The following is a 17,558-nucleotide window of genomic DNA, read 5'->3' on the forward strand; positions in this document are numbered from 1 at the left end:
CCCGTTCCTATTATTTACCGCTGACGAGGGATGCGGTGCCTGCTAGAATAGAAGAACCGACAGCGGATATATACATCGAGCGGGCGGTCAAACGGTAAGGGAGCGGGAAGAATGGTTGTCGATCAGAGTCAGATGGCTGTAGGAACGGCGTGGATCACGCCGGACGGGATCTTGTTTCAGGGCAGGTACTACTCCTGCAGAAGGGCCCTTCGGGAAGGGTGGTTCAGCCGCGCTGCCGACGCGGAGGCGGAAGCGGTCGAGGTTTTGTATGATGAGGCGGCAGGCTTCATAGAGGCCATCTACATAGATTCGGAGGAATTCCAACAGGACGGGCTGTGCCATCTGCTGCCGGGCAAGGTTCTGAGCGGGCAGACGGCGGCTTACCAAGAGCGGATCCGCAAGCTTCAGGAGGAGCGCAAGCTCTTGTTGGGCGGCGGCCAATAGGATGTGCCTCACCGGGTGCCAGCGGGCAGCCTTACGGAAAGGTTTTTTCATTAAATGGCCGGCGGAAGCCGCCTCCTCGGGGAGGCGGTTTTTTTGCATGGGAAGGGGTTTAGAGGCGGAATTGGCAGGGAATAGTGAAGGGTGGGGATTCTTAGCCTGTAAGAAAGAAGGAGCTGCGGATGAAAACATTGGCCATTATACCGGCTTATAATGAAGCGGAGAGCATTGCCCAGGTCCTCTTCTCCATCAAGCGGCATCAGCCGGAGATGGATATCGTCGTGGTGAACGACGGATCGTCGGACGCCACCGGGGCGGTGGCCCGTCGGACCGGCCAGGCCCGGGTCATCGATCTACCCGTCAATCTGGGCATCGGGGGAGCCGTGCAGACCGGTTACCTCTACGCGGAGCGGCACGGATACGATATCGCCGTCCAGATTGACGGCGACGGACAGCACGATCCAGCAGAGCTGTACCGGATTCTGGATCCCGTCCGGGAGGGCCGGACCGAGTGCTGCATCGGTTCGCGGTTCATGGAATACCAAGGATATCGGTCCACCGCAGCCCGAAGAGCGGGCATCCACTTCTTCACGTGGATGATCCGGCTTATGGCCGGACGCCGGCTGTCCGACCCCACCTCCGGCTTCCGTGCCGTCGGGCGCAGCGGCATCCGCCTCTTCGCTGGCTACTATCCGGACGATTATCCGGAAGTGGAGGCCATCGTTCTCCTGCTTCGCAAGGGTTATCGAGTGGAGGAGACTCCCGTGCGGATGCGGCAGCGGGAGGCGGGGCATTCCTCAATCACGCCGCTGAAGTCCATGTATTATATGATCAAGGTATCGCTGGCCGTGGTGATGACCCGGCTGCGGGAAGGAGGCAAGGCCCGGTCATGAACGTATACGAAGCCGCCGCCGTCTTCTGCCTGTCCTTCTTGATCGCTACCGTAGAGCTGATCCGGCGGAGGAAGATCGAGGAGCGTTACGCCCTTCTATGGCTGGTGCTCGGTCTGTCCATGACCGTCTTCTGCTTTTTCCCCGGGTTGCTGGAGCGGTTATCCCGGATCATGCACGTCCATTACGCGCCGTCGCTTCTGTTCCTGATCGGCCTCCTGTTCTCCCTGGCCTTCACCCTGCATCTGACTATGGTGATCTCCAAGCTGCACCGCCGAACCACCCGGCTGGCCCAAGAGCTGGCCATTCTGAAGGCCGAAACGCCGCAGGCAGCTGCACGCAGGGAGGGAGCCTAGAGCATGACGACACATGACCGCCGCTATACCTACGCCATGCTGGGCGTGCTGGGCCTGGCGCTGTTCCTCCGGCTTCATTACCTGTGGTACGGCCGGATCGATCCGCTGGAGTGGGACCAGCTGAACTATACCAAGCTGGCTCTGCAGCTGCTGGATAAAGGGATCTATGCCTACCGGGACACGATGCCCAACACGCTGGTCACGCCGGGGCTGCCCATGTTCCTGACCTTCATGTTCGGCGTCTTCGGGCATGACCCATTGGAGCCGACCTTGATGCTGATCCGCTACGTGCAGTGCTTCATCGGATTAGGGGCTGTCTGGTTCATCTACCTGATCGGCCGAAGGCTGTTTCATCCGGCCGCGGGGCTAATCGCTGCCCTAATGGCCGCCGTGTATCCGTCCTATGTCTGGTCGGCGTCGCTGATTCTGACCGAGGTGCTGTTCCTGACGTGCTTCACGGCGCTTCTGTACGTACAGGTCCGGATTATCCAGGAGAACCGGAGCCGGGACCATCTATGGGCCGGTTTCTTGCTCGGCATGACGGTGCTGATCCGTCCCAACGTTCTGCCCTTGGCCGCCGTTCCGTACCTGTTCCTGTGGGTTCGCCACAGGAGGCTGTTCGTGCCGCTGATCCTGCGGGGAGTTGGCGCGTTCGCTCTTGTCATGCTCCCTTGGTGGATCCGTAATGCCGTTACGTTCCACGCTTTCATACCGGTAGCGAGGGGAGAGGCAGGGAACCCGTTCCTGGGGGGGACGGATCCTTACTTCATGGGAACCATCGATTGGTCCCGGGTGCCCGAGGAAGGACAGTTCGCTCTGGGACTGGAGCGGGTCCGGGCCGGCTTGAGGGAGGATCCCTGGCTATGGATCCGGTGGTTCACCGTTGGGAAATTCAAGGTCTTCTTCCGCACCCTATGGGTCGGCATGTACCCGCCGTCGGTGTACGCGTGGTATTACGCCTTTCTGAACAAGCTTCACTTCGTGATTGTCTACGCGGGTCTGGCCGTTCTCCCTATGATGACGCTCCGCGGAAGCCGGCCTTACGCATACCTGACGGTATGCCTGACTCTATTCTGGGGGATCCATCAGATCTTCATTCCGGTGGACCGTTATCTGTACGGCATGCTCCCTTTTCTGATGCTGGGGGTGTCAGGGGCCTTGGTCGGTGTGGTCCGTTTCGTCTCGGTGAAGAGCCAGCTGGCTCTGCAGCGCAACCGCGGGTTCGGGTGACCGGCGAAGCGCTCTATAGGATGCATAAGACCCGGTGCCAAGCTCTTAGAGCCGGCAGCCGGGTCTTTTCATGGACGAAGCATAGAGATAATTGCGGATCAACGGTCGCTGGCGGCTCTGTCCAGCATATGGCGGGCCGTGTACTCAATAATGTCGCTGCGGCGTACGATGCCGATGAACTTGTCGCTGTCATCCACCACGGGAACGAAGTTCTGGACCTTGGCCAGCCGGATCAGATCCTCCATGTTGGAGTCGATGCGGACCGTGGCATTCTGCATTCTCAGAGGAATCTCGTCGAGACGGTGCAAGTGAGCGGTTTCAAAGGTTAAGTCCGTCTGATTCTTGAAGAACCACAGCAGATCTCCTTCCGTGACGGTTCCGGCATACGTTCCGTCATCCCGGAGAATCGGCACGGCCGTGTACCGGTGATATTCCATCCGCTCCAGTGTCTGGCGCAGGGTGGCATGAATGGACAGACAGACCACTTCCTGCTTGGGCAATAGAAAAAAGGCGATATTCATCGTCTTGAATCTCCTTCATCCGTTCTTATACCCATCCTATTGTACCAGAAGTTGCGGCGTGACGGTACTTGATGAAGTTCCCTCCCCGGAGCAGGCATAGAAAAAAGAGTTCCTTTCCATTCTATAGCGTAAGGGGTGAGAATATGAACAGAGCTTTGACGACTGCGCTGGCCGGCGTTGCCGCAGGCCAGCTTCTGAAGGTGCCGGTTCATTATTGGAAGACCCGCACATGGGAGTGGTCCATGGCGGTGGAGCCTGGGGGCATGCCCAGCTCCCACTCGGCGGGTGTCTCTTCTCTGGCGACCTATACAGCGATGAAAAAAGGCTTCGGCTCCATCGAATTCGCCATCAGCGCCTTGTACGGCCTTGTCGTGATGTATGATGCCATGGGAATCCGCCGTCGGGCGGGAGAAATCGCCATGGAGGTCAATGAGCTGGACCAGCGGGTGGAAGAGCTGGAGCAGGACCGCCCTGGACCTTATCATGAGAAGCAGCAGGCGCTCCTGGAGGAGAAGCTGGGACATATGCCCATGGAGGTTCTAGGAGGTATGCTGCTGGGAGCCGCCATCGGAGCTGCCAGCTTCTTTTCGGAGCTGACAACAGGAGTTCGAAAGGAACGGTTTTCGTTCCGCCGGTAAGGAGGAGTCGTTGACGGATGGGGGCAGACGGGGCTATCATGGAACAAGCAGGTTGTAACCATGATAGGAGAGAAGCCAGTGAACACCATCCGAGTGACCACCCAAGAGGAGCTGGAAGCCTGTTTCGGCATCCGGATCAAGGTATTCGTCGAAGAGCAGCAGGTGCCAGAGGATTTGGAGATGGACGAATATGACGTGTCTCCCGAAGCCTGTCACCATATTCTGCTGCTGGACGGCGACAAGCCGGCGGCGACGGGCCGCTGGAAGGAGTATCGCCCCGGTGTGGCCAAGCTGCAGCGGATCGCGGTGCTGAAGGAGTACCGGAGCAAGGGCATCGGCCGCATCCTGGTCCAAGCGCTGGAGGACGACGCCCGTGCATGCGGAATGGCCTCCACCCTGCTGGACGGGCAGTGCACCGCAGAGGGCTTCTACCATCGCCTGGGATACCGGACGGAGCCGGGAGAGCCTTTCCAGGATGCAGGGATTCTGCATGTCCGGATGACCAAAGAGCTGTAAGAGAAAACAAGAACCCCCCGGAATCCGCTGACGGACCGGGGGGTTCTTGCGCCTTCAGAAGAGTGGCAGATTATCCAGATTGTTGGTCGGATCTCCGTCGGCATTGGAACGTAGATGCTCGTCCCCGTCCCGGCCGCGGAACACATTGACATTCAGGATCTGGCCGTTCTTGGCCATCTGCTGGGCCTGCTTGTAATCCACCACTTGGCCGGAGGTGAGCTTCAGTTCCACGATGTCTCCGTCGCCGTTTTTGCGTACGGCCACCACTTGCTCCTGCTGGTTCTGTTGGTTCATATTCGATGGCATATCAATCGCCTCCCGGGGTTTAGCATGCTCCGGAAGGATGGGAATTATGCAGAGGCCCCGGGAATAGCTCACACCGTGAACGTATACGGAACCCTCTGCTCTATGAAGGTCATCCGTCCGGTTTTCCCCTCGAACTGTTCCTTGGCATCCCCGTAATGCATGAGCCGGGTGATGGCCTGCAGCTCGTCCGGCAGGGTCAGCAGCTCGTCCAGCGTCGCGTGGATATAACCCTTGCCCTGCAGCTGGCAATCGTGCAGTACATGCTTCAAGCCGCGTTCCCGTCTTAAGGCCGTAAGACGCTCCGCATCGAACATGGAGTCGCAGGAGAAATAGAGGGCATCGTTCATATAAATCCCGAAGCTGGGCTTGCCGGGAATATGCAGCGTCGGCATAATCTCGAGTGTAAGACCGGGATGGATCTCCTGGGGAATGCCGGCTTCAAGCTCCTTCACTTCAAAATAATGCTCCAGCGTATCGATGCACTCCGCCGGATTCTCCATGCCGCCTCTCAAGGTGTGCTCCCAGATGGGAGTGCGGAGGACGGAGGGAACCCACAGGACGGGGCGTTTCTTATAGACATAATACATTTGGAAGGCATATTCCTCCAGCCCCCCTACGTGATCGGCGTGCAAATGGCTGATGAAAATGCCGTTTATTTCGTCGAACGGAATGCCCATCTGATGCAGTGCCCGCGGAGCCGTTACGCCGCAATCCACAAGCAAGCGGTATCCGTTGCATGTAAAAAGCGCGTTGTTATTGTCATATTGGGTCGCGAAGGCGCTACCGGTGCCCAGCATCTGGATCTGGATGTCCATCTAGCTCTCCCCCTCTTTATACTAATGTTAATTTATCATCACTAGGACCAAAACAAAAGGTACTTTTTACTAATTATTAATAAAATTTGACGAAAATCATCGTAAATTGCCGTCGATAAATTTTGGATTGTATTTTTTGGTGCGCTGTTTTATAATACTTCTTGCCGTTATTTTACACGCCGAGTTAGTTAAATGGTATAACAGTGCACTCGTAATGCACAATTAGCAGTTCGATTCTGCTACTCGGCATGCGTACCGAACCTTGAACCTTCAGCCCTTGCGGCCGAAGGTTTTTTTGCATTTTGCCCGCCCGGACCGGGACATCATGGACGTCTGCCGCATATTCTGTGGTACGCGCTGCTCGCGAAAACCGGAAGAAGGGTTCGTGTTACACATGGCCAAAGGGAACGCCAAAAAGAAAAACGATCCACCCTCGGGGCTGGACCGGAATCGCTTCAACATGAAGGTCGTCACCTCCGACGTGTGCCAGGCCTGCAAGACGAAATGCCAGCGGGGGATCCGGTACATGGAGAAAATGTCGGAGCCTGGAGCGCTCGGCAAAGGGGTCCCCTGCGTACTGACCCGGGGGAGAGGCTACAAATAAGAGAAAGGCACGGCCGTCAGGGGCCGTGCCTTTTTGCTGCGGTCATCACCGGGCAAGGATCTCCTGATCGGTGCTGTGTCCGTCGGGATATACGGTGTACAGCCGAACCTTGTGAAGACCTGCTGCTGCGGTGTCGTCCACATAGTATAGCTCACTGTAGCCGGATACCTGCTTGTCCGATTCCCACCCAATAAAGAGCTGCATGTGGACCATACCCTTCCGCAGTCCGTCGATGTCCGCTTGGGCGACATTAGTCCCGACGGTTGCGCCGGTGGCTTGGAATTGATAGCCGGTATCGGCGAAGTCGTATCTCCACATGGCGGTGCCGCCCTCGGGATGGACGACGATCTTGTAGCCGGTTCCGAAGGTGTCCACCGCCTGGGCCTGAGACAGGCCGGGCTTCAGATGATGCTTCAAGTAATGGATATCCAATTTGCCGTTGGTCCGGGGACCGTCCTCGAGTGCGCTGCTCTCCGGGCTCTGGGCTTCGGATGCGGATTGTCCTGGAGAAGGTCGAAGCCCTTCGCCGTGACGGTCGGGATCCCGGATATCCCTTGTGCAGCCTGAGAAGAGAAGTGTCAGCGCCAATAAGCAGGCTAGCCGGAGCAATATGGACATGGTACGCCCTCCTGATTCTTACTTGTCCCGGATAGGATTTCCTGACCGGAACCGGATCATACGCCAGGGGCGAGCCGAATGAAGCGGATTCCGGCCGCTCTGATGTGGATGGCTTGATTCGTTGTCAAACGGCGTGTCTCCCGAATACAATATCGTGAGGAGCGGAATCTCTCCGAGCGACAGGAAAGGAGGTGCGTCCGAATGGAGATACAATGGAAGGGCAACGCCAACACGAATTCCAGCAGCAGGGACGGCCATATTCCATTCGTCATCGTCGAGCACGTTTCGGTCGGAACACTCAGCAGCATGGACAACTGGTTCACGGATCCGAACAATGACGTGTCCTCCGCACACTTCGGCGTAGGGAAGGACGGAAGCATCCACCAATACGTGTCCATCGACCGGATGGCCTGGGCCAACGGCATTCCGGCGGAGCAGTTCAGCCTGGCGACGGCACCCGTCGTCAAGGCGATGAACGTGAATCCGAACCTGTACACCGTCTCCATCGAGCATGAAGGCTACGACGGGGAACTGACGGAGGCTCAATTCGCCTCCACCGTGTGGCTGCACCGCTACATCAGACAGTACATTAGAGATAAATGGGGAAAAGACTTCCCGTTCGACCCTTATCATGTGATCGGGCACTATCAAATCAATCCGGTGAATAAGCCGAACTGTCCGGGACCCCGTTATCCGTGGGAACGGTTGTACGCGGCGTTGGCGGAGCCGGAGATGGGAGATGAGGAAATGGAAGAGCTGCTGAAACGGTTAAGCGCATTGGAGGAACAGAATAAGCAGCTGGCCGCGCGGGTGGCGCAGCTGGAGGGGCTGGAGGTTCAAGCAGCGGTGCCCGATTGGGCCCGTGAGGCCGTGAACAAGGCTGTTGCCCAAGGGCTGGTCGATACCCCGGAGGGCGGCTCCTTTGATTTCTACCGGTTCGTCACCATTCTGAACCGTAAGGGATTGTTGGGCTGACGGTCGGCGACAGCCGTATGGAGGGAGATCCGCCCGCCGCTGCCGGAAGGCGGCGGGGCGGATTTTTTCGTTGTCATTTATTTTTTCGTTTACAACCGGCGCAACTCTTTCCACCCCCCGGAGTATAACCTTATACAACACTATCATACTGGCAATGGGGGTACATAAGGGATGAACATCAAGCGATGGGGCGTCCTGACGCTTGTTCTATGCTTGGTTGCCGGGGGAGCGGCGGTGGCTGATTCCCGTTGGGGCAATTTTGAAGGCTATTCCAAGGTTCGGGTGAATGTGAACGGCAGCACGATGTCTACGGACGGGGTACCGGCTTTTATGGTGAAGGGCAGCACCGTTCTGCCGCTCAGACAGGTTGCGGATGCCTTTCACGCGATCGTCAAGTGGGACGAGGGCAGCCAGACCGCCAATATCTTTAAGCCGAACGTGAATATGTTCGTGGCCCAGGAGGCTAGCTCTTCGAACATCAAGAAGCCCTTCGGCAAGGTGGACAAGGGCAGCTCGCGAAGCTTCGACGTATTCGTGCAGGTGGACAATCTGTTGACGGGGGCTTCCGGCTTCAAGCTCTCCGTGCTGGACCCGTACGGCAGCGAAGTGGCCAGCAGTGATAACACCATGGACGGTGCGCAGGACAACTTCTGGTTTATCGCTCCGTTTAAGGTGAAGTTCAGCGAAGGCGGCAACTACACCGTGCGGTTCGCCTTCGATGTGGACGGCAGCTACGTGACCGTTGCGGAGAAGCTGATTGTCTCCGAGTAAACTTTTAAAAAAATGAAGATTGTGTTACAGTGAAAGGAGCCACCCGGTTTAGCAGGGGGCTCTTTTCTTGTGAATCGGTTCTAATAATACATAGGAATAAGAAGGTGAAGATCAGGTGAATTCTAAGCATGAGTTAGTCGAACAGCTCGCCGCGGCGGAGCCGGGATCTTATGCGGCTCTCCGGGAGGAGTACAAGCAGGGCGGATATTCGATGTTCAACGAGCTTCTGGAGGGTCTGCGGGATGAACTGATGGCTGCCGATGAGAGCGGCATCGGGCGGGTGAAGGAGCTTGTCGGCAAAGGGCGAGAGATCGTTCCGGACCCCGGCGCTATAAGCCCCGCCTGGGAACGGGTGTGGGAGGATTACGACCGGTATATCTTCCACAAGTCCGAGGCCTTGACCGCCGTCACTCCGGAGAACCGGGACGGAGAATGGCAGATCGTGATGGACAACCCGTTCACGAATGAAGGGATTGCGTGTTACCCCGCTCTGTCCTTCGTGGAAGCGGCTTATTTGTTCGCCTATTTCCGGAAGGATCTGAAGAAGAACGAGTACATCCGCCTGCAGAAAATCGCCAATTTGTTGATGGTACAGGGGGACTGAACGGGTGTTCCCGTTCATTGACCTGCCGCAGCGAACATGATACGATACAGGGAGCAAGTACATCACATGAAATGAGGTTTCCACATGGCCGAGCATAACCACGAGTGCGGTTGCGGGCACGATCATGATCATGAACATGAAGAAGAAATCTTCATGATCGCAGACGAAGAAGGCGTAGAGCGCGAGATGGTCATGGTTTACTCCTTCGAGAGTGACGAGAAAGTCTACGCGGTTCTTCTGGATCGCAACAACCCGGAATCCGACGGCGTGATCTTCCGGATCGAGCAGGAAGGCGAAGATGCCTACCTGGTGAATATCGAGACCGACGAAGAATGGCAGAAAGTCGTTGCCGCCTACGAAGAGATCGTTCAGAACGAACAATAATAGCCGGATACGTAATAAACCCTTCGGGCAGCCGAAGGGTTTTTTGCATGGATCCGGGGCTTCTTATTTGCGCGGATTATAATACATAACCCGCTTGTTGAACAGGTGCAGCTCGGCCTTGAGCTGCTTGGCGAGGTGTTTGCAGAACTCGTTGGCCTTGGACTTGTCTCCGGAGGTGGCGCCGTCCGGCAGCGTGATCTGAACGAAAGACTGCTCGCCTGATTCGCCTGCGGATTCTGAGCCGACTCCTGCCAGAATATACTTGTAATACCCGTTGGTGGCCTTCAGCATAAACCATTTGCCTTCGCCCTCGGGTTTGATCTCGATGGTATAAGGGAAGCCCTTGTCGCCGTATTCCCAATCCAGCTGCTGACCCGTCAGGGTTAGCTGGTCCTTATATTTCAACAGCAGATCCTTCAATTCGTCCAAGGACAAAGACGAAACCGCGGAACCTTCCACGAATTTGATGTAAGCGCTTTGGCTCATGTGATCCTCCTGTTCCCGTCGTTGCGGTGTCATAAGTTCATTCCACATCATAGCATTTCAAACTCTTCATGACAATTCTTCTAAAATGATAAAAATAATTGATCGCGAAAAAATCGTTAAAAAGTGTGGTTTATTTAAAGTCCTTTTGATATAATAATAAATGCAATATTCAGAAAACTCATGGACAGGAGGTAGATCACATGTTTGATCGTTTGTACGACGTATCAGAGCGCTCCCAGGTCAACTTTATCGGTTACGTTTCGGAAACCGCCCGGTACGACTTCGCCATCGTGTATACCGACAGCTTCTTCGGCAAACCGTTGGTGATCTGCATGCAAACGGGCAAGTCGGCGCTTCTGTGCGAGCATGACTTGGAGAACAAGGAGTATCTCCAGCATGTGTTCAACATCTCCGGCCCGACAGAAACCGAAGAGCTGTCGTTATTCCTCCGACAGCGGCTACCGGCCGTAACCAGCCACGAGCAGTATTGACGCCCGCATCCTTGATGCACCACTCCATATATCCGGACTGCCGAAGGGGATTCCCGAAGGCAGCCTCCGGACCGGAAAAGAAAGGAACCGCTGCCTTCCGGCTGCGGTTCCTTTTTTGGGGTGAGTACATTCTTAGAATATCGCGTTGGTCTCGACGATCACCTTGACGAACTCGATGCTGCGGTCCTCGGGACCTTTCACCGGGAGACCGACTTCCACATGGTCGATGATATAGTCGATGTTCTCCTGGGAGATGACCTCGCCCGGCAGAAGAATCGGGATGCCCGGTGGATAGACGTAGATGAACTCGGCGATGATCCGGTCTGCGGACTCCCGGAACGGAATGATCTCCGTGTCGCCGTAGAAGGCGTCCCGCGGCGACAAGGTCAGTTGCGGAATCGGCGGCGTCTCCACGACGATGAGCTCCTTGGCCTCGCGGATATTATAGTTCTCGTCCGAAAGCTGCCGAAGCGCCGCCAGCAGGATGCCTACGGTCTCCTCCGTATCTCCGGGGGTGATGAAGCAGAGGATGTTGTACATATCCGAAAGCTCCACTTCCAGGTTGAACCGGTCGCGAAGCCAGTTCTCCGCGTCGTAGCCCGTAATGCCCAGCTCCCGTACGTGGATGCAGAGCTTCGTCGGATCCATGTCGAAGGTGGCCTCTTCTCCCAGAATTTCTCTGCCGTAGCAGGAGAGACCCGGAATCTCGTTGATAGTAGCCCGCGCTCTCTCACTGAGCCGGATGGCATGCTCTGCCAGCTCATGGCCATGAAGAGCCAGATTCCGGCGGGCCGTGTCCAAGGATGCCAGCAGGATGTAGGAGGTGGATGTGGTGGTCAGCATGCTGATGATGGTTTGGACCCGCCGCGGGTTTACCCGGTCGCCCTTGATGTTCAGCACGGAGCTCTGGGTCATGGAGCCGCCCAGCTTGTGGACGCTGGTGGCGGCCATGTCTGCGCCGGCCGCCATGGCGGACAGCGGAAGCTTCTCGTGGAAGTGAATCAAGGCACCATGAGCTTCGTCCACGAGCACGGGAATATTGTAGCCGTGGACGATGTCCACGATTTCCTTCAGGTTGGCGCATACGCCAAAGTAGGTCGGGTTGATGACGAGCACCGCCTTGGCGTCCGGATGCTTCTCCAGGGCGCGGCGGACGGAGCGGACGGTGATGCCGTGGTCGATGCCGTAATTCGGGTCGCGCACCGGCTTCAAGAAGATGGGCTTGGCGCCGGCGAAGATGATAGCCGACATGACCGACTTATGGATGTTCCGGGGAACGATTATTTTATCGCCTGCGCTGCAGACGGACATGATCATGGTCATGATGGCGTTGCTGGTCCCTTGGACGGAGAAGAAGGTGTAATCGGCGCCGAAGGCGTCGGCGGCCAGACGCTGGGCCTCCAGGATGACGCCGGTAGGCTGATGCAGATCGTCCAGGGGCGCAATGTTGATCAAATCGATGGACAGGGCGTTGTCTCCGATGAAGTTCCGGAATTCCGGGTCCATGCCTACCCCTTTCTTATGGCCGGGAATATGGAATTGGACGGGATTCCGCTCCGCATGCTTGGTAAGAGCGGAGAAGAGGGGGGCGCGTTGGTGATCCATCAGGACATCATTCCTTTCATCGAACGTTTCTATAAATAAAACAAACAAAATGAGTATATCAAAACGGACCTAGGATGCAAGAAGATTTTTCGTCAACGTTTTGTAAATCCCCATGAAATGGGCCATAATCGGGAAAATTTTGCTTCCAAGGCGAGTTATGGTACCATTCGGGGTAAAGAAGCCGGCTTGGCCGGCGATCTCAAATCTCAATCGGAACGGAGGTCCCATGAAAAACAAATTAAGCGTTATCGTACTCCTGCTGCTTACCGTATTCGTAGGCTTCGGGATCATCATTCCGGTGCTCCCCGTCATGGTGGAGCATACCGGCAGCGCCAATACCCACATGGGACTGCTGCTGACTCTATACTCCGCCGCCTCCTTTATCATGTCCCCCTTGTGGGGTTCCTGGTCGGACCGGATCGGCAGGCGTCCCGTCATTCTGATCGGACTGTCGGGCTTCGCCTTAAGCTTCTTCCTGTTCGGTCTGGCGGACGAGCGCCTATGGCTGATGTACGTGTCGAGATTCATCGGCGGCTTGTTCTCTGGTGCCGTTACTTCCTGCGCAGTCGCTTACGTAGCGGATATTACCACGGAAGAGAACCGGACGAAGGGGATGGGGATGGTCGGGATGGCCATCGGACTGGGCTTCGTCATCGGCCCCGGAGTGGGAGGCTTGCTCAGCATCTTCGGCAACAGCGTCCCCTTCTTCGCCTCGGCCGGCTTGTCTCTGCTGGCACTCTTGGTCGCCTACCGGGTGCTGGACGAGTCGTTGACGCCGGACAAGCGTGCCCTTCAGGCTGCCGGCAAGAAGCAGTCCAGGTGGACGGCCTTCTCAGGCGTATCCAAGTATCTGTACGTGCTGTCCTTCCTCGTTTCCTTCACCTTAGCGGGTCTGGAGACGGTCTTCCAGCTCTACGAGATGGAGCGGATGAACCTGTCGGTGCTGGGGGCGTCGGGTATGTTCTTTGCCAACGGCATCGTCGGTGCCGCCATACAAGGAGGCGTGGTCCGCAAGCGGATCAAGAAAGGCGGGGAGGGGAAGGCCATTCTTCTTGGGCTCCTGCTGTCGTCCGCAGGCTTCTTCCTCCTGCTGCTGCCGGGGAACTGGCTCATGACCACCTTGTATCTATGCGTGTTCGGCGCGGGCAACGCCCTGATCCGCCCCTGCGTCACCTCGCTCATCACCCAGAAGACGACGGTGTCCCAGGGGCTGGCGACAGGCCTCATGTCCTCCATGGACAGCCTGGGACGAATCCTGGGGCCTCTCCTGATGGGCAGCGTCCTGTACAGCTACAGCATCTTCGGCCCCTTCGCCTTCGGCGGTGCGGTCTGCCTGGCGGCCATCCTGCTGTTGGCCCGGTTCACCATCACCACCCGCACCAGCGAAAAAGCTGCAAACCTCGCATGAGGCTTGCAGCTTTTTTTGTGAAAGCAGGCTTCAAGGTCTAGGAGAGATCCCATACATGAGAAGGTCCACCAGATGGTTGATCTCCTCGTCATCGTCAACCGGATAGTCGGGCATGAGCATGACGTGGGTGATGGCGTACCCCAGAATCAGACTTACGGCCGTCCGGATGATCCGGAACGGTGGTGCCTCGATGACCTGCCCCTGCTCCTGGAAGTGACGGATCACCTTCTCCACACGGGTATACACGTGCTCGGTAAAGACCGTCTTCACCTGCCCCGAGAGCTCGGGCTGGAAGGGAACCTCGTGGATCAGGATCCGAAGCAGCTTGGCATTGCTCCGCGCGAACTGGATCCGGTTCTTGGCGACCGCCCGGTAGAAATCCTCCATCCGGCTGTAGGGCAGATCCAGCAGCTTGGCGAAGTCCCGGATGAAGAAGGGGGCGACCAGCTTGGTCAGAATCGGTCCGACGATGGATAAGAGGAGATCCTTCTTGGTCTTGTAGTGGCGGAAAATCGTACCCTCGGCCACGCCGGCCTTCTGGGCGATCTCGCTGGTGGAGGTAGCCGAGTAGCCTTTTTCGGCAAAGATCTCGATGGCCGCTTCCAATATTTTGGCCTGCTTGTCGGTCATCTTGGCGCTGTCGTCTTCATCGGTCAAGCGCACCAGATCCGACAGCCATTGTTCCATATCCTGCGGCATGGAGGTGTTCCTCCTTCTGCGTATCGTTCCCAGATAGAGTACTATATTTTGCGATGCTTGCGCAATGCCAGAACGTTGGCCCCCATGAAGAAGAGGGAGAGGCCGAGCAGTAGGTAGACGTCGATGGCGATGGAGCTCCAGCCCTCTCCGCGAATCATGACATTGCGGAGCGCGTCGGCTCCGTACTTCAGCGGCATAATGTTGGAGAGCCAGCGGAGCCAGGACGACATGCTGTCCAGATCGAACAGTCCGGAGAAGAACACCTGGGGCACGATGACCAGCGGAATGAACTGGATCATCTGGAACTCGGTGTTGGCGTAGGCCGACAGGAAGGTGCCGAAGGACAGGGCGGTCATGGACAATAAGAGCGTGATCAGGATGACATAGCCGAAGGAGCCCACCATCATCATGCCGAGCACCTCGATGGAGTACCATGCGATCAGGACGGCCTGCAGCATGGTGAAGATCCCGAAGCCGGCAATATAGCCGACCACGATCTCCCAGCGGCGGAGAGGAGTAGCCAGGAGTCGTTCCAGCGTGCCGCTGGTCCGCTCCTTCAGGAACGAGATGCCGGCGATCAGGAAGACGAAGAAGAAGGCAAAGACTCCGATCAGGACCGGGCCGAAGTTATCGAACGATGCCATGTCCGCCGAGCCGTGCAGGTATTCGAAGACGGGGGCGGGGAGCTTGGCGCCTTGGGCTTGCGCCGCGGCCTGAGCCTGTATCGACTGCTGGATCAGCATCATGACGGCGCGGTTCTTGGAGGGATCGCTGCCCTCCAGCTTGATGCGGGGCGTCCCCCCGTCCAGCCGGAAGACCGCGTCCACCGAACGGTCGGACAGCGCCTGCTCCGCCTGATCCGCCGTGGAGTATTCGGTCACGTCGGCATCAGCGGCCGTTAGGATGGCGGTGTAAGAGGCAGGCACCTGGAAGGTGCCGAGCTTCGGACGATACGTGTCGCCGTTGAAGATCAGGTACATCAGGGACAGGATCAGGATCGGCGCAGCGATCATAAGGGCCATGGTGCGTTTGTCGTGAATGAACTGGCGGAGAATTCGGATGATTAAGGCGCGGATTCTCATCAGCGTACACCTCCGTAGAAGAGGAAGGCTTCCTCAATATTGGCGCTGCCGGTTTCTTGCTTCAGAGCTTCGGGGGTGCCGACGGCGATGAGAGCCCCGTCGCGGACCATGCCCAGGCGGTGGCACTTGTCGGCCTCGTCCATGACGTGGGTCGTCACGAGGATGGTGACGCCCCGCTTGCTTAAGGTCTCCAGCTCGGTCCAGATCGACTTGCGGAGCACAGGGTCGATGCCGACGGTCGGTTCGTCCAGGATGAGCACCTCGGGCTCATGCATCAGCGCGATGGCCAACGACAGCCGCCGCTTCATTCCGCCCGAATAGGAGCCGACGGAGCGCTTCAGATGATCGGTCAGATTGACCAGCTCCATGACCTCCTGCATCCGCTGCTTCAGCTTGCCACCCTTCAATCCGAACAAGGAGCCGAAGAACTCCAGGTTCTCCTTGGCGCTGAGCTCCGTATAGAGAGCGTCGGATTGGGCCATATAGCCGATCCGGGACAGCATCGCCAGCTTGGGCATCGGCTGTCCGAGCACCTCGATGTGCCCGGAAGTGGCCTCGTCGATGCCGGCGATCATCTTCACCAGCGTGGTCTTGCCGGAGCCGGAAGGGCCTAACAGACCGAAGATTTCATTGCGCCGCACCTCCAGCGTAATGCCGTGCAGGACTTCCTTATCCCCGAACCGGCGGCTGACGTCATGCGTCAGAATACAAACAGGGGATTCCATGGACATGGCGGATTCTCCTTTGTTGTAGAGTGAGTAATCACTCATTTTTGAGATGAGTTCAGTATAACTCCGCGCATGAAGAATGTAAAGTGAGTAATCACTCATTTTTAGTGGTCGTTGGAATTTTTTATTTCTTGGGTCTTTCAAATGATGGCGCCCGAACAGCCTACCGGATCATCCCGATAGGCTGGATCGTATCACTTGCTTTTCTTTGTCTCCAGGAGCTCCGGCAGCGTGACCAGGTCATAGCCCTTGCTCCTCAGGCCCTCGATGATTCCGGGCAGGGCATCAACGGTGCCTTGAAGGCTGCCTCCCTTGCCGGTGGCGGAATGCATCAGGATGATGGCTCCGGGACCCGCTGTATCCAGAGTGCGCTTCAGCACCACATCCTTGGAATGTCCGCGCCAATCCTCCGGATCCACGTTCCAGTTGACGGTCAGATAGCCGTTCTCCTTCAGCCACGCCAGCTCCTCGTCAGAGACGGCCCCGTAGGGCGGCCGGATGAGACGCGGGGTGTATCCTGCCAGAGGGGAGAGGACCTGCTCGGACTTCTGGATTTCCTGAACGAACTTGGAGGAGGGCAGCTTCTTGAGCAAGGAGTGTCCGTAGGAATGGTTGCCGATCACGTGGCCTTCCCGGACAATCCGCCGGACCACCTCGGGATGCTCCACCGCACGGTAGCCCACCACGAAGAAGGTGGCTTTTACCTTATGCTGCTTCAGAATGTCCAGCACCTTCGGTGTAAATGTCACATCGGGGGCATCATCGAAGGTAAGCGCCACTTGCTTCCGGTCCGCCTTCCCTTGGAAAATAAAGCTGTCCCCGTACTTGCGCCGGAGCTCCGACAACGAGGAGGCGCTCCGGGCTTTAGAGGATGTACCGTTATTCTGCTCCGCGCTTTTACGCTGTCCTTGAATGGCGCTGGCCGCGTGGGGTTTGACGGTAGAGGCGCTCTTCGGAGCTTTGGCCGCCGGCGGTACCGAGGACGGTGCCGGAGTCGGCGGGGGAGAAGGGGAGGGAGTGACAGGATCCGGCACAGGTCCCGGTGTCACTGTCACTACCGGCCCCCAGGAAGTCGGGGAAGGGGACAGGAACAAGCTGCCGATTCCAGCGTCCTGATCCTGGTTGGAATCCGGAAGGGGAACGGCCGGGAAGTCCGCGCTGCTCCATCCGGAGGTACCCGCACCGGAAGCCGGGGGTGAAGAAGGCGCAGCATCGTTTCCCGAACGGCAGCCGCCCGCAAGCAACAAGAAGACCAGAACCCCAGTCCGCAACCATCTCTTCATCCCGCTCACCCTTTCCATCGCGATGCAATCACCGTCTATTGTAGCCCGAGGCTATCGGGACCATGCTGGGGAAGAGCAGCCTATTTCAGGGAATCGGCGGGAATGAG

Annotated in this window: 23 protein-coding genes and 1 tRNA gene; 14 read left to right on the forward strand and 10 right to left on the reverse strand. The window is 57.4% G+C overall.

The genetic code is table 11. From position 1 onward, the window contains the following. The first annotated feature begins 111 nt into the window (after window positions 1-111). From ACSEXW_RS13360 to ACSEXW_RS13375, 4 genes are all read left to right on the forward strand, one after another. The gene (locus ACSEXW_RS13360) at window positions 112-444 is read left to right on the forward strand and encodes a hypothetical protein (protein WP_438446661.1); all 333 of its coding nucleotides are present in this window, start codon (window positions 112-114) and stop codon (window positions 442-444) included. A 179-nt stretch (window positions 445-623) separates the two neighbouring features. Further along, window positions 624-1,334 (forward strand): glycosyltransferase family 2 protein, encoded by a 711-nt coding sequence (locus ACSEXW_RS13365; protein ID WP_438446662.1) that lies wholly within the window; start codon window positions 624-626, stop codon window positions 1,332-1,334. Further along, window positions 1,331-1,687 carry a DUF2304 domain-containing protein gene (locus ACSEXW_RS13370; RefSeq protein ID WP_438446663.1) on the forward strand — a complete coding sequence of 119 codons (357 nt, stop codon included), beginning with the start codon at window positions 1,331-1,333 and terminating at the stop codon, window positions 1,685-1,687. The genes ACSEXW_RS13365 and ACSEXW_RS13370 overlap by 4 nt, the downstream gene beginning before the upstream one ends. Before the next feature lie 3 nt (window positions 1,688-1,690). Continuing rightward, window positions 1,691-2,917, forward strand: coding sequence for an ArnT family glycosyltransferase (locus ACSEXW_RS13375; RefSeq protein ID WP_438446664.1), 1,227 nt, complete (start codon window positions 1,691-1,693; stop codon window positions 2,915-2,917). Between the two features lie 98 nt (window positions 2,918-3,015). On the opposite strand, the gene ACSEXW_RS13380 is transcribed toward ACSEXW_RS13375, so the two are convergent. Next, window positions 3,016-3,438 (reverse strand): CBS domain-containing protein, encoded by a 423-nt coding sequence (locus ACSEXW_RS13380; RefSeq protein ID WP_438446665.1) that lies wholly within the window; start codon window positions 3,436-3,438, stop codon window positions 3,016-3,018. A 143-nt stretch (window positions 3,439-3,581) separates the two neighbouring features. On the opposite strand from ACSEXW_RS13380, the gene ACSEXW_RS13385 reads away from it, so the two are divergent. After that, on the forward strand, window positions 3,582-4,076 hold the full coding sequence (locus ACSEXW_RS13385; protein ID WP_438446666.1) for a divergent PAP2 family protein: 495 nt from the start codon (window positions 3,582-3,584) through the stop codon (window positions 4,074-4,076). 60 nt (window positions 4,077-4,136) lie between these two features. Further along, window positions 4,137-4,592: a GNAT family N-acetyltransferase gene (locus ACSEXW_RS13390; protein WP_438446667.1), complete on the forward strand. Its 456-nt coding sequence runs from the start codon at window positions 4,137-4,139 to the stop codon at window positions 4,590-4,592. Window positions 4,593-4,646: 54 nt separating this feature from the next. Here the strand turns inward: ACSEXW_RS13390 and ACSEXW_RS13395 are convergent, their stop codons facing one another. Both ACSEXW_RS13395 and ACSEXW_RS13400 read right to left on the reverse strand, forming a co-directional pair. Continuing rightward, the gene (locus tag ACSEXW_RS13395; protein WP_438446668.1) at window positions 4,647-4,898 is read right to left on the reverse strand and encodes a DUF3892 domain-containing protein; all 252 of its coding nucleotides are present in this window, start codon (window positions 4,896-4,898) and stop codon (window positions 4,647-4,649) included. Between the two features lie 68 nt (window positions 4,899-4,966). Further along, a complete protein-coding gene (locus tag ACSEXW_RS13400; RefSeq protein ID WP_438446669.1) occupies window positions 4,967-5,713 on the reverse strand; it encodes an MBL fold metallo-hydrolase in 747 nt (248 codons plus the stop codon). A 178-nt stretch (window positions 5,714-5,891) separates the two neighbouring features. On the opposite strand from ACSEXW_RS13400, the gene ACSEXW_RS13405 reads away from it, so the two are divergent. Beyond that, window positions 5,892-5,962: transfer RNA gene (locus ACSEXW_RS13405), tRNA-Thr, on the forward strand. A gap of 145 nt (window positions 5,963-6,107) precedes the next feature. Next, a complete protein-coding gene (locus ACSEXW_RS13410; protein WP_438446670.1) occupies window positions 6,108-6,317 on the forward strand; it encodes a hypothetical protein in 210 nt (69 codons plus the stop codon). A 45-nt stretch (window positions 6,318-6,362) separates the two neighbouring features. Here ACSEXW_RS13410 and ACSEXW_RS13415 read toward each other — a convergent pair whose 3' ends face one another. Continuing rightward, window positions 6,363-6,935, reverse strand: coding sequence for a hypothetical protein (locus ACSEXW_RS13415; RefSeq protein WP_438446671.1), 573 nt, complete (start codon window positions 6,933-6,935; stop codon window positions 6,363-6,365). A gap of 201 nt (window positions 6,936-7,136) precedes the next feature. Between ACSEXW_RS13415 and ACSEXW_RS13420 the strand changes: the two genes are divergently transcribed. The 4 genes from ACSEXW_RS13420 (at window position 7,137) to ACSEXW_RS13435 (ending at window position 9,669) form a co-directional block, all read left to right on the forward strand. Continuing rightward, window positions 7,137-7,910 carry an N-acetylmuramoyl-L-alanine amidase gene (locus ACSEXW_RS13420; RefSeq protein WP_438446672.1) on the forward strand — a complete coding sequence of 258 codons (774 nt, stop codon included), beginning with the start codon at window positions 7,137-7,139 and terminating at the stop codon, window positions 7,908-7,910. A gap of 171 nt (window positions 7,911-8,081) precedes the next feature. Continuing rightward, a complete protein-coding gene (locus ACSEXW_RS13425) occupies window positions 8,082-8,681 on the forward strand; it encodes a stalk domain-containing protein (protein ID WP_438446673.1) in 600 nt (199 codons plus the stop codon). A gap of 115 nt (window positions 8,682-8,796) precedes the next feature. Next, on the forward strand, window positions 8,797-9,285 hold the full coding sequence (locus tag ACSEXW_RS13430) for a hypothetical protein (protein ID WP_438446674.1): 489 nt from the start codon (window positions 8,797-8,799) through the stop codon (window positions 9,283-9,285). 84 nt (window positions 9,286-9,369) lie between these two features. After that, on the forward strand, window positions 9,370-9,669 hold the full coding sequence (locus ACSEXW_RS13435) for a DUF1292 domain-containing protein (RefSeq protein WP_438446675.1): 300 nt from the start codon (window positions 9,370-9,372) through the stop codon (window positions 9,667-9,669). Window positions 9,670-9,732: 63 nt separating this feature from the next. On the opposite strand, the gene ACSEXW_RS13440 is transcribed toward ACSEXW_RS13435, so the two are convergent. Continuing rightward, on the reverse strand, window positions 9,733-10,155 hold the full coding sequence (locus ACSEXW_RS13440; protein ID WP_438446676.1) for a DUF1885 family protein: 423 nt from the start codon (window positions 10,153-10,155) through the stop codon (window positions 9,733-9,735). Between the two features lie 200 nt (window positions 10,156-10,355). Here ACSEXW_RS13440 and ACSEXW_RS13445 point away from each other — a divergent pair, with 200 nt between their 5' ends. After that, window positions 10,356-10,646, forward strand: a complete 291-nt coding sequence (locus ACSEXW_RS13445; protein ID WP_438446677.1) for a DUF3055 domain-containing protein — start codon at window positions 10,356-10,358, stop codon at window positions 10,644-10,646. A 132-nt stretch (window positions 10,647-10,778) separates the two neighbouring features. Here the strand turns inward: ACSEXW_RS13445 and ACSEXW_RS13450 are convergent, their stop codons facing one another. Further along, window positions 10,779-12,251: an aminotransferase class I/II-fold pyridoxal phosphate-dependent enzyme gene (locus tag ACSEXW_RS13450; RefSeq protein WP_438446678.1), complete on the reverse strand. Its 1,473-nt coding sequence runs from the start codon at window positions 12,249-12,251 to the stop codon at window positions 10,779-10,781. A 226-nt stretch (window positions 12,252-12,477) separates the two neighbouring features. Here ACSEXW_RS13450 and ACSEXW_RS13455 point away from each other — a divergent pair, with 226 nt between their 5' ends. Continuing rightward, a complete protein-coding gene (locus ACSEXW_RS13455; RefSeq protein WP_438446679.1) occupies window positions 12,478-13,659 on the forward strand; it encodes an MFS transporter in 1,182 nt (393 codons plus the stop codon). 30 nt (window positions 13,660-13,689) lie between these two features. Here ACSEXW_RS13455 and ACSEXW_RS13460 read toward each other — a convergent pair whose 3' ends face one another. The 4 genes from ACSEXW_RS13460 to ACSEXW_RS13475 all read right to left on the reverse strand — a co-directional run bounded on the left by ACSEXW_RS13460 (window position 13,690) and on the right by ACSEXW_RS13475 (window position 17,451). Further along, entirely contained in the window at window positions 13,690-14,358 is a 669-nt protein-coding gene (locus ACSEXW_RS13460) for a TetR/AcrR family transcriptional regulator (RefSeq protein WP_438446680.1), read from the reverse strand. A 41-nt stretch (window positions 14,359-14,399) separates the two neighbouring features. Next, window positions 14,400-15,440, reverse strand: coding sequence for an ABC transporter permease (locus ACSEXW_RS13465; protein ID WP_438446681.1), 1,041 nt, complete (start codon window positions 15,438-15,440; stop codon window positions 14,400-14,402). Next, window positions 15,440-16,165: an ABC transporter ATP-binding protein gene (locus ACSEXW_RS13470; RefSeq protein ID WP_438446933.1), complete on the reverse strand. Its 726-nt coding sequence runs from the start codon at window positions 16,163-16,165 to the stop codon at window positions 15,440-15,442. Before ACSEXW_RS13470 ends, ACSEXW_RS13465 begins: the two co-directional genes overlap by 1 nt. Window positions 16,166-16,362: 197 nt before the next feature. Next, window positions 16,363-17,451, reverse strand: a complete 1,089-nt coding sequence (locus ACSEXW_RS13475) for a polysaccharide deacetylase family protein (protein ID WP_438446682.1) — start codon at window positions 17,449-17,451, stop codon at window positions 16,363-16,365. Window positions 17,452-17,558: the final 107 nt, after the last annotated feature.

Origin of the sequence: Oryzibacillus soli (assembly GCF_051594765.1) — a bacterium.
GTDB lineage: Bacteria > Bacillota > Bacilli > Paenibacillales > NBRC-103111 > Paenibacillus_AR.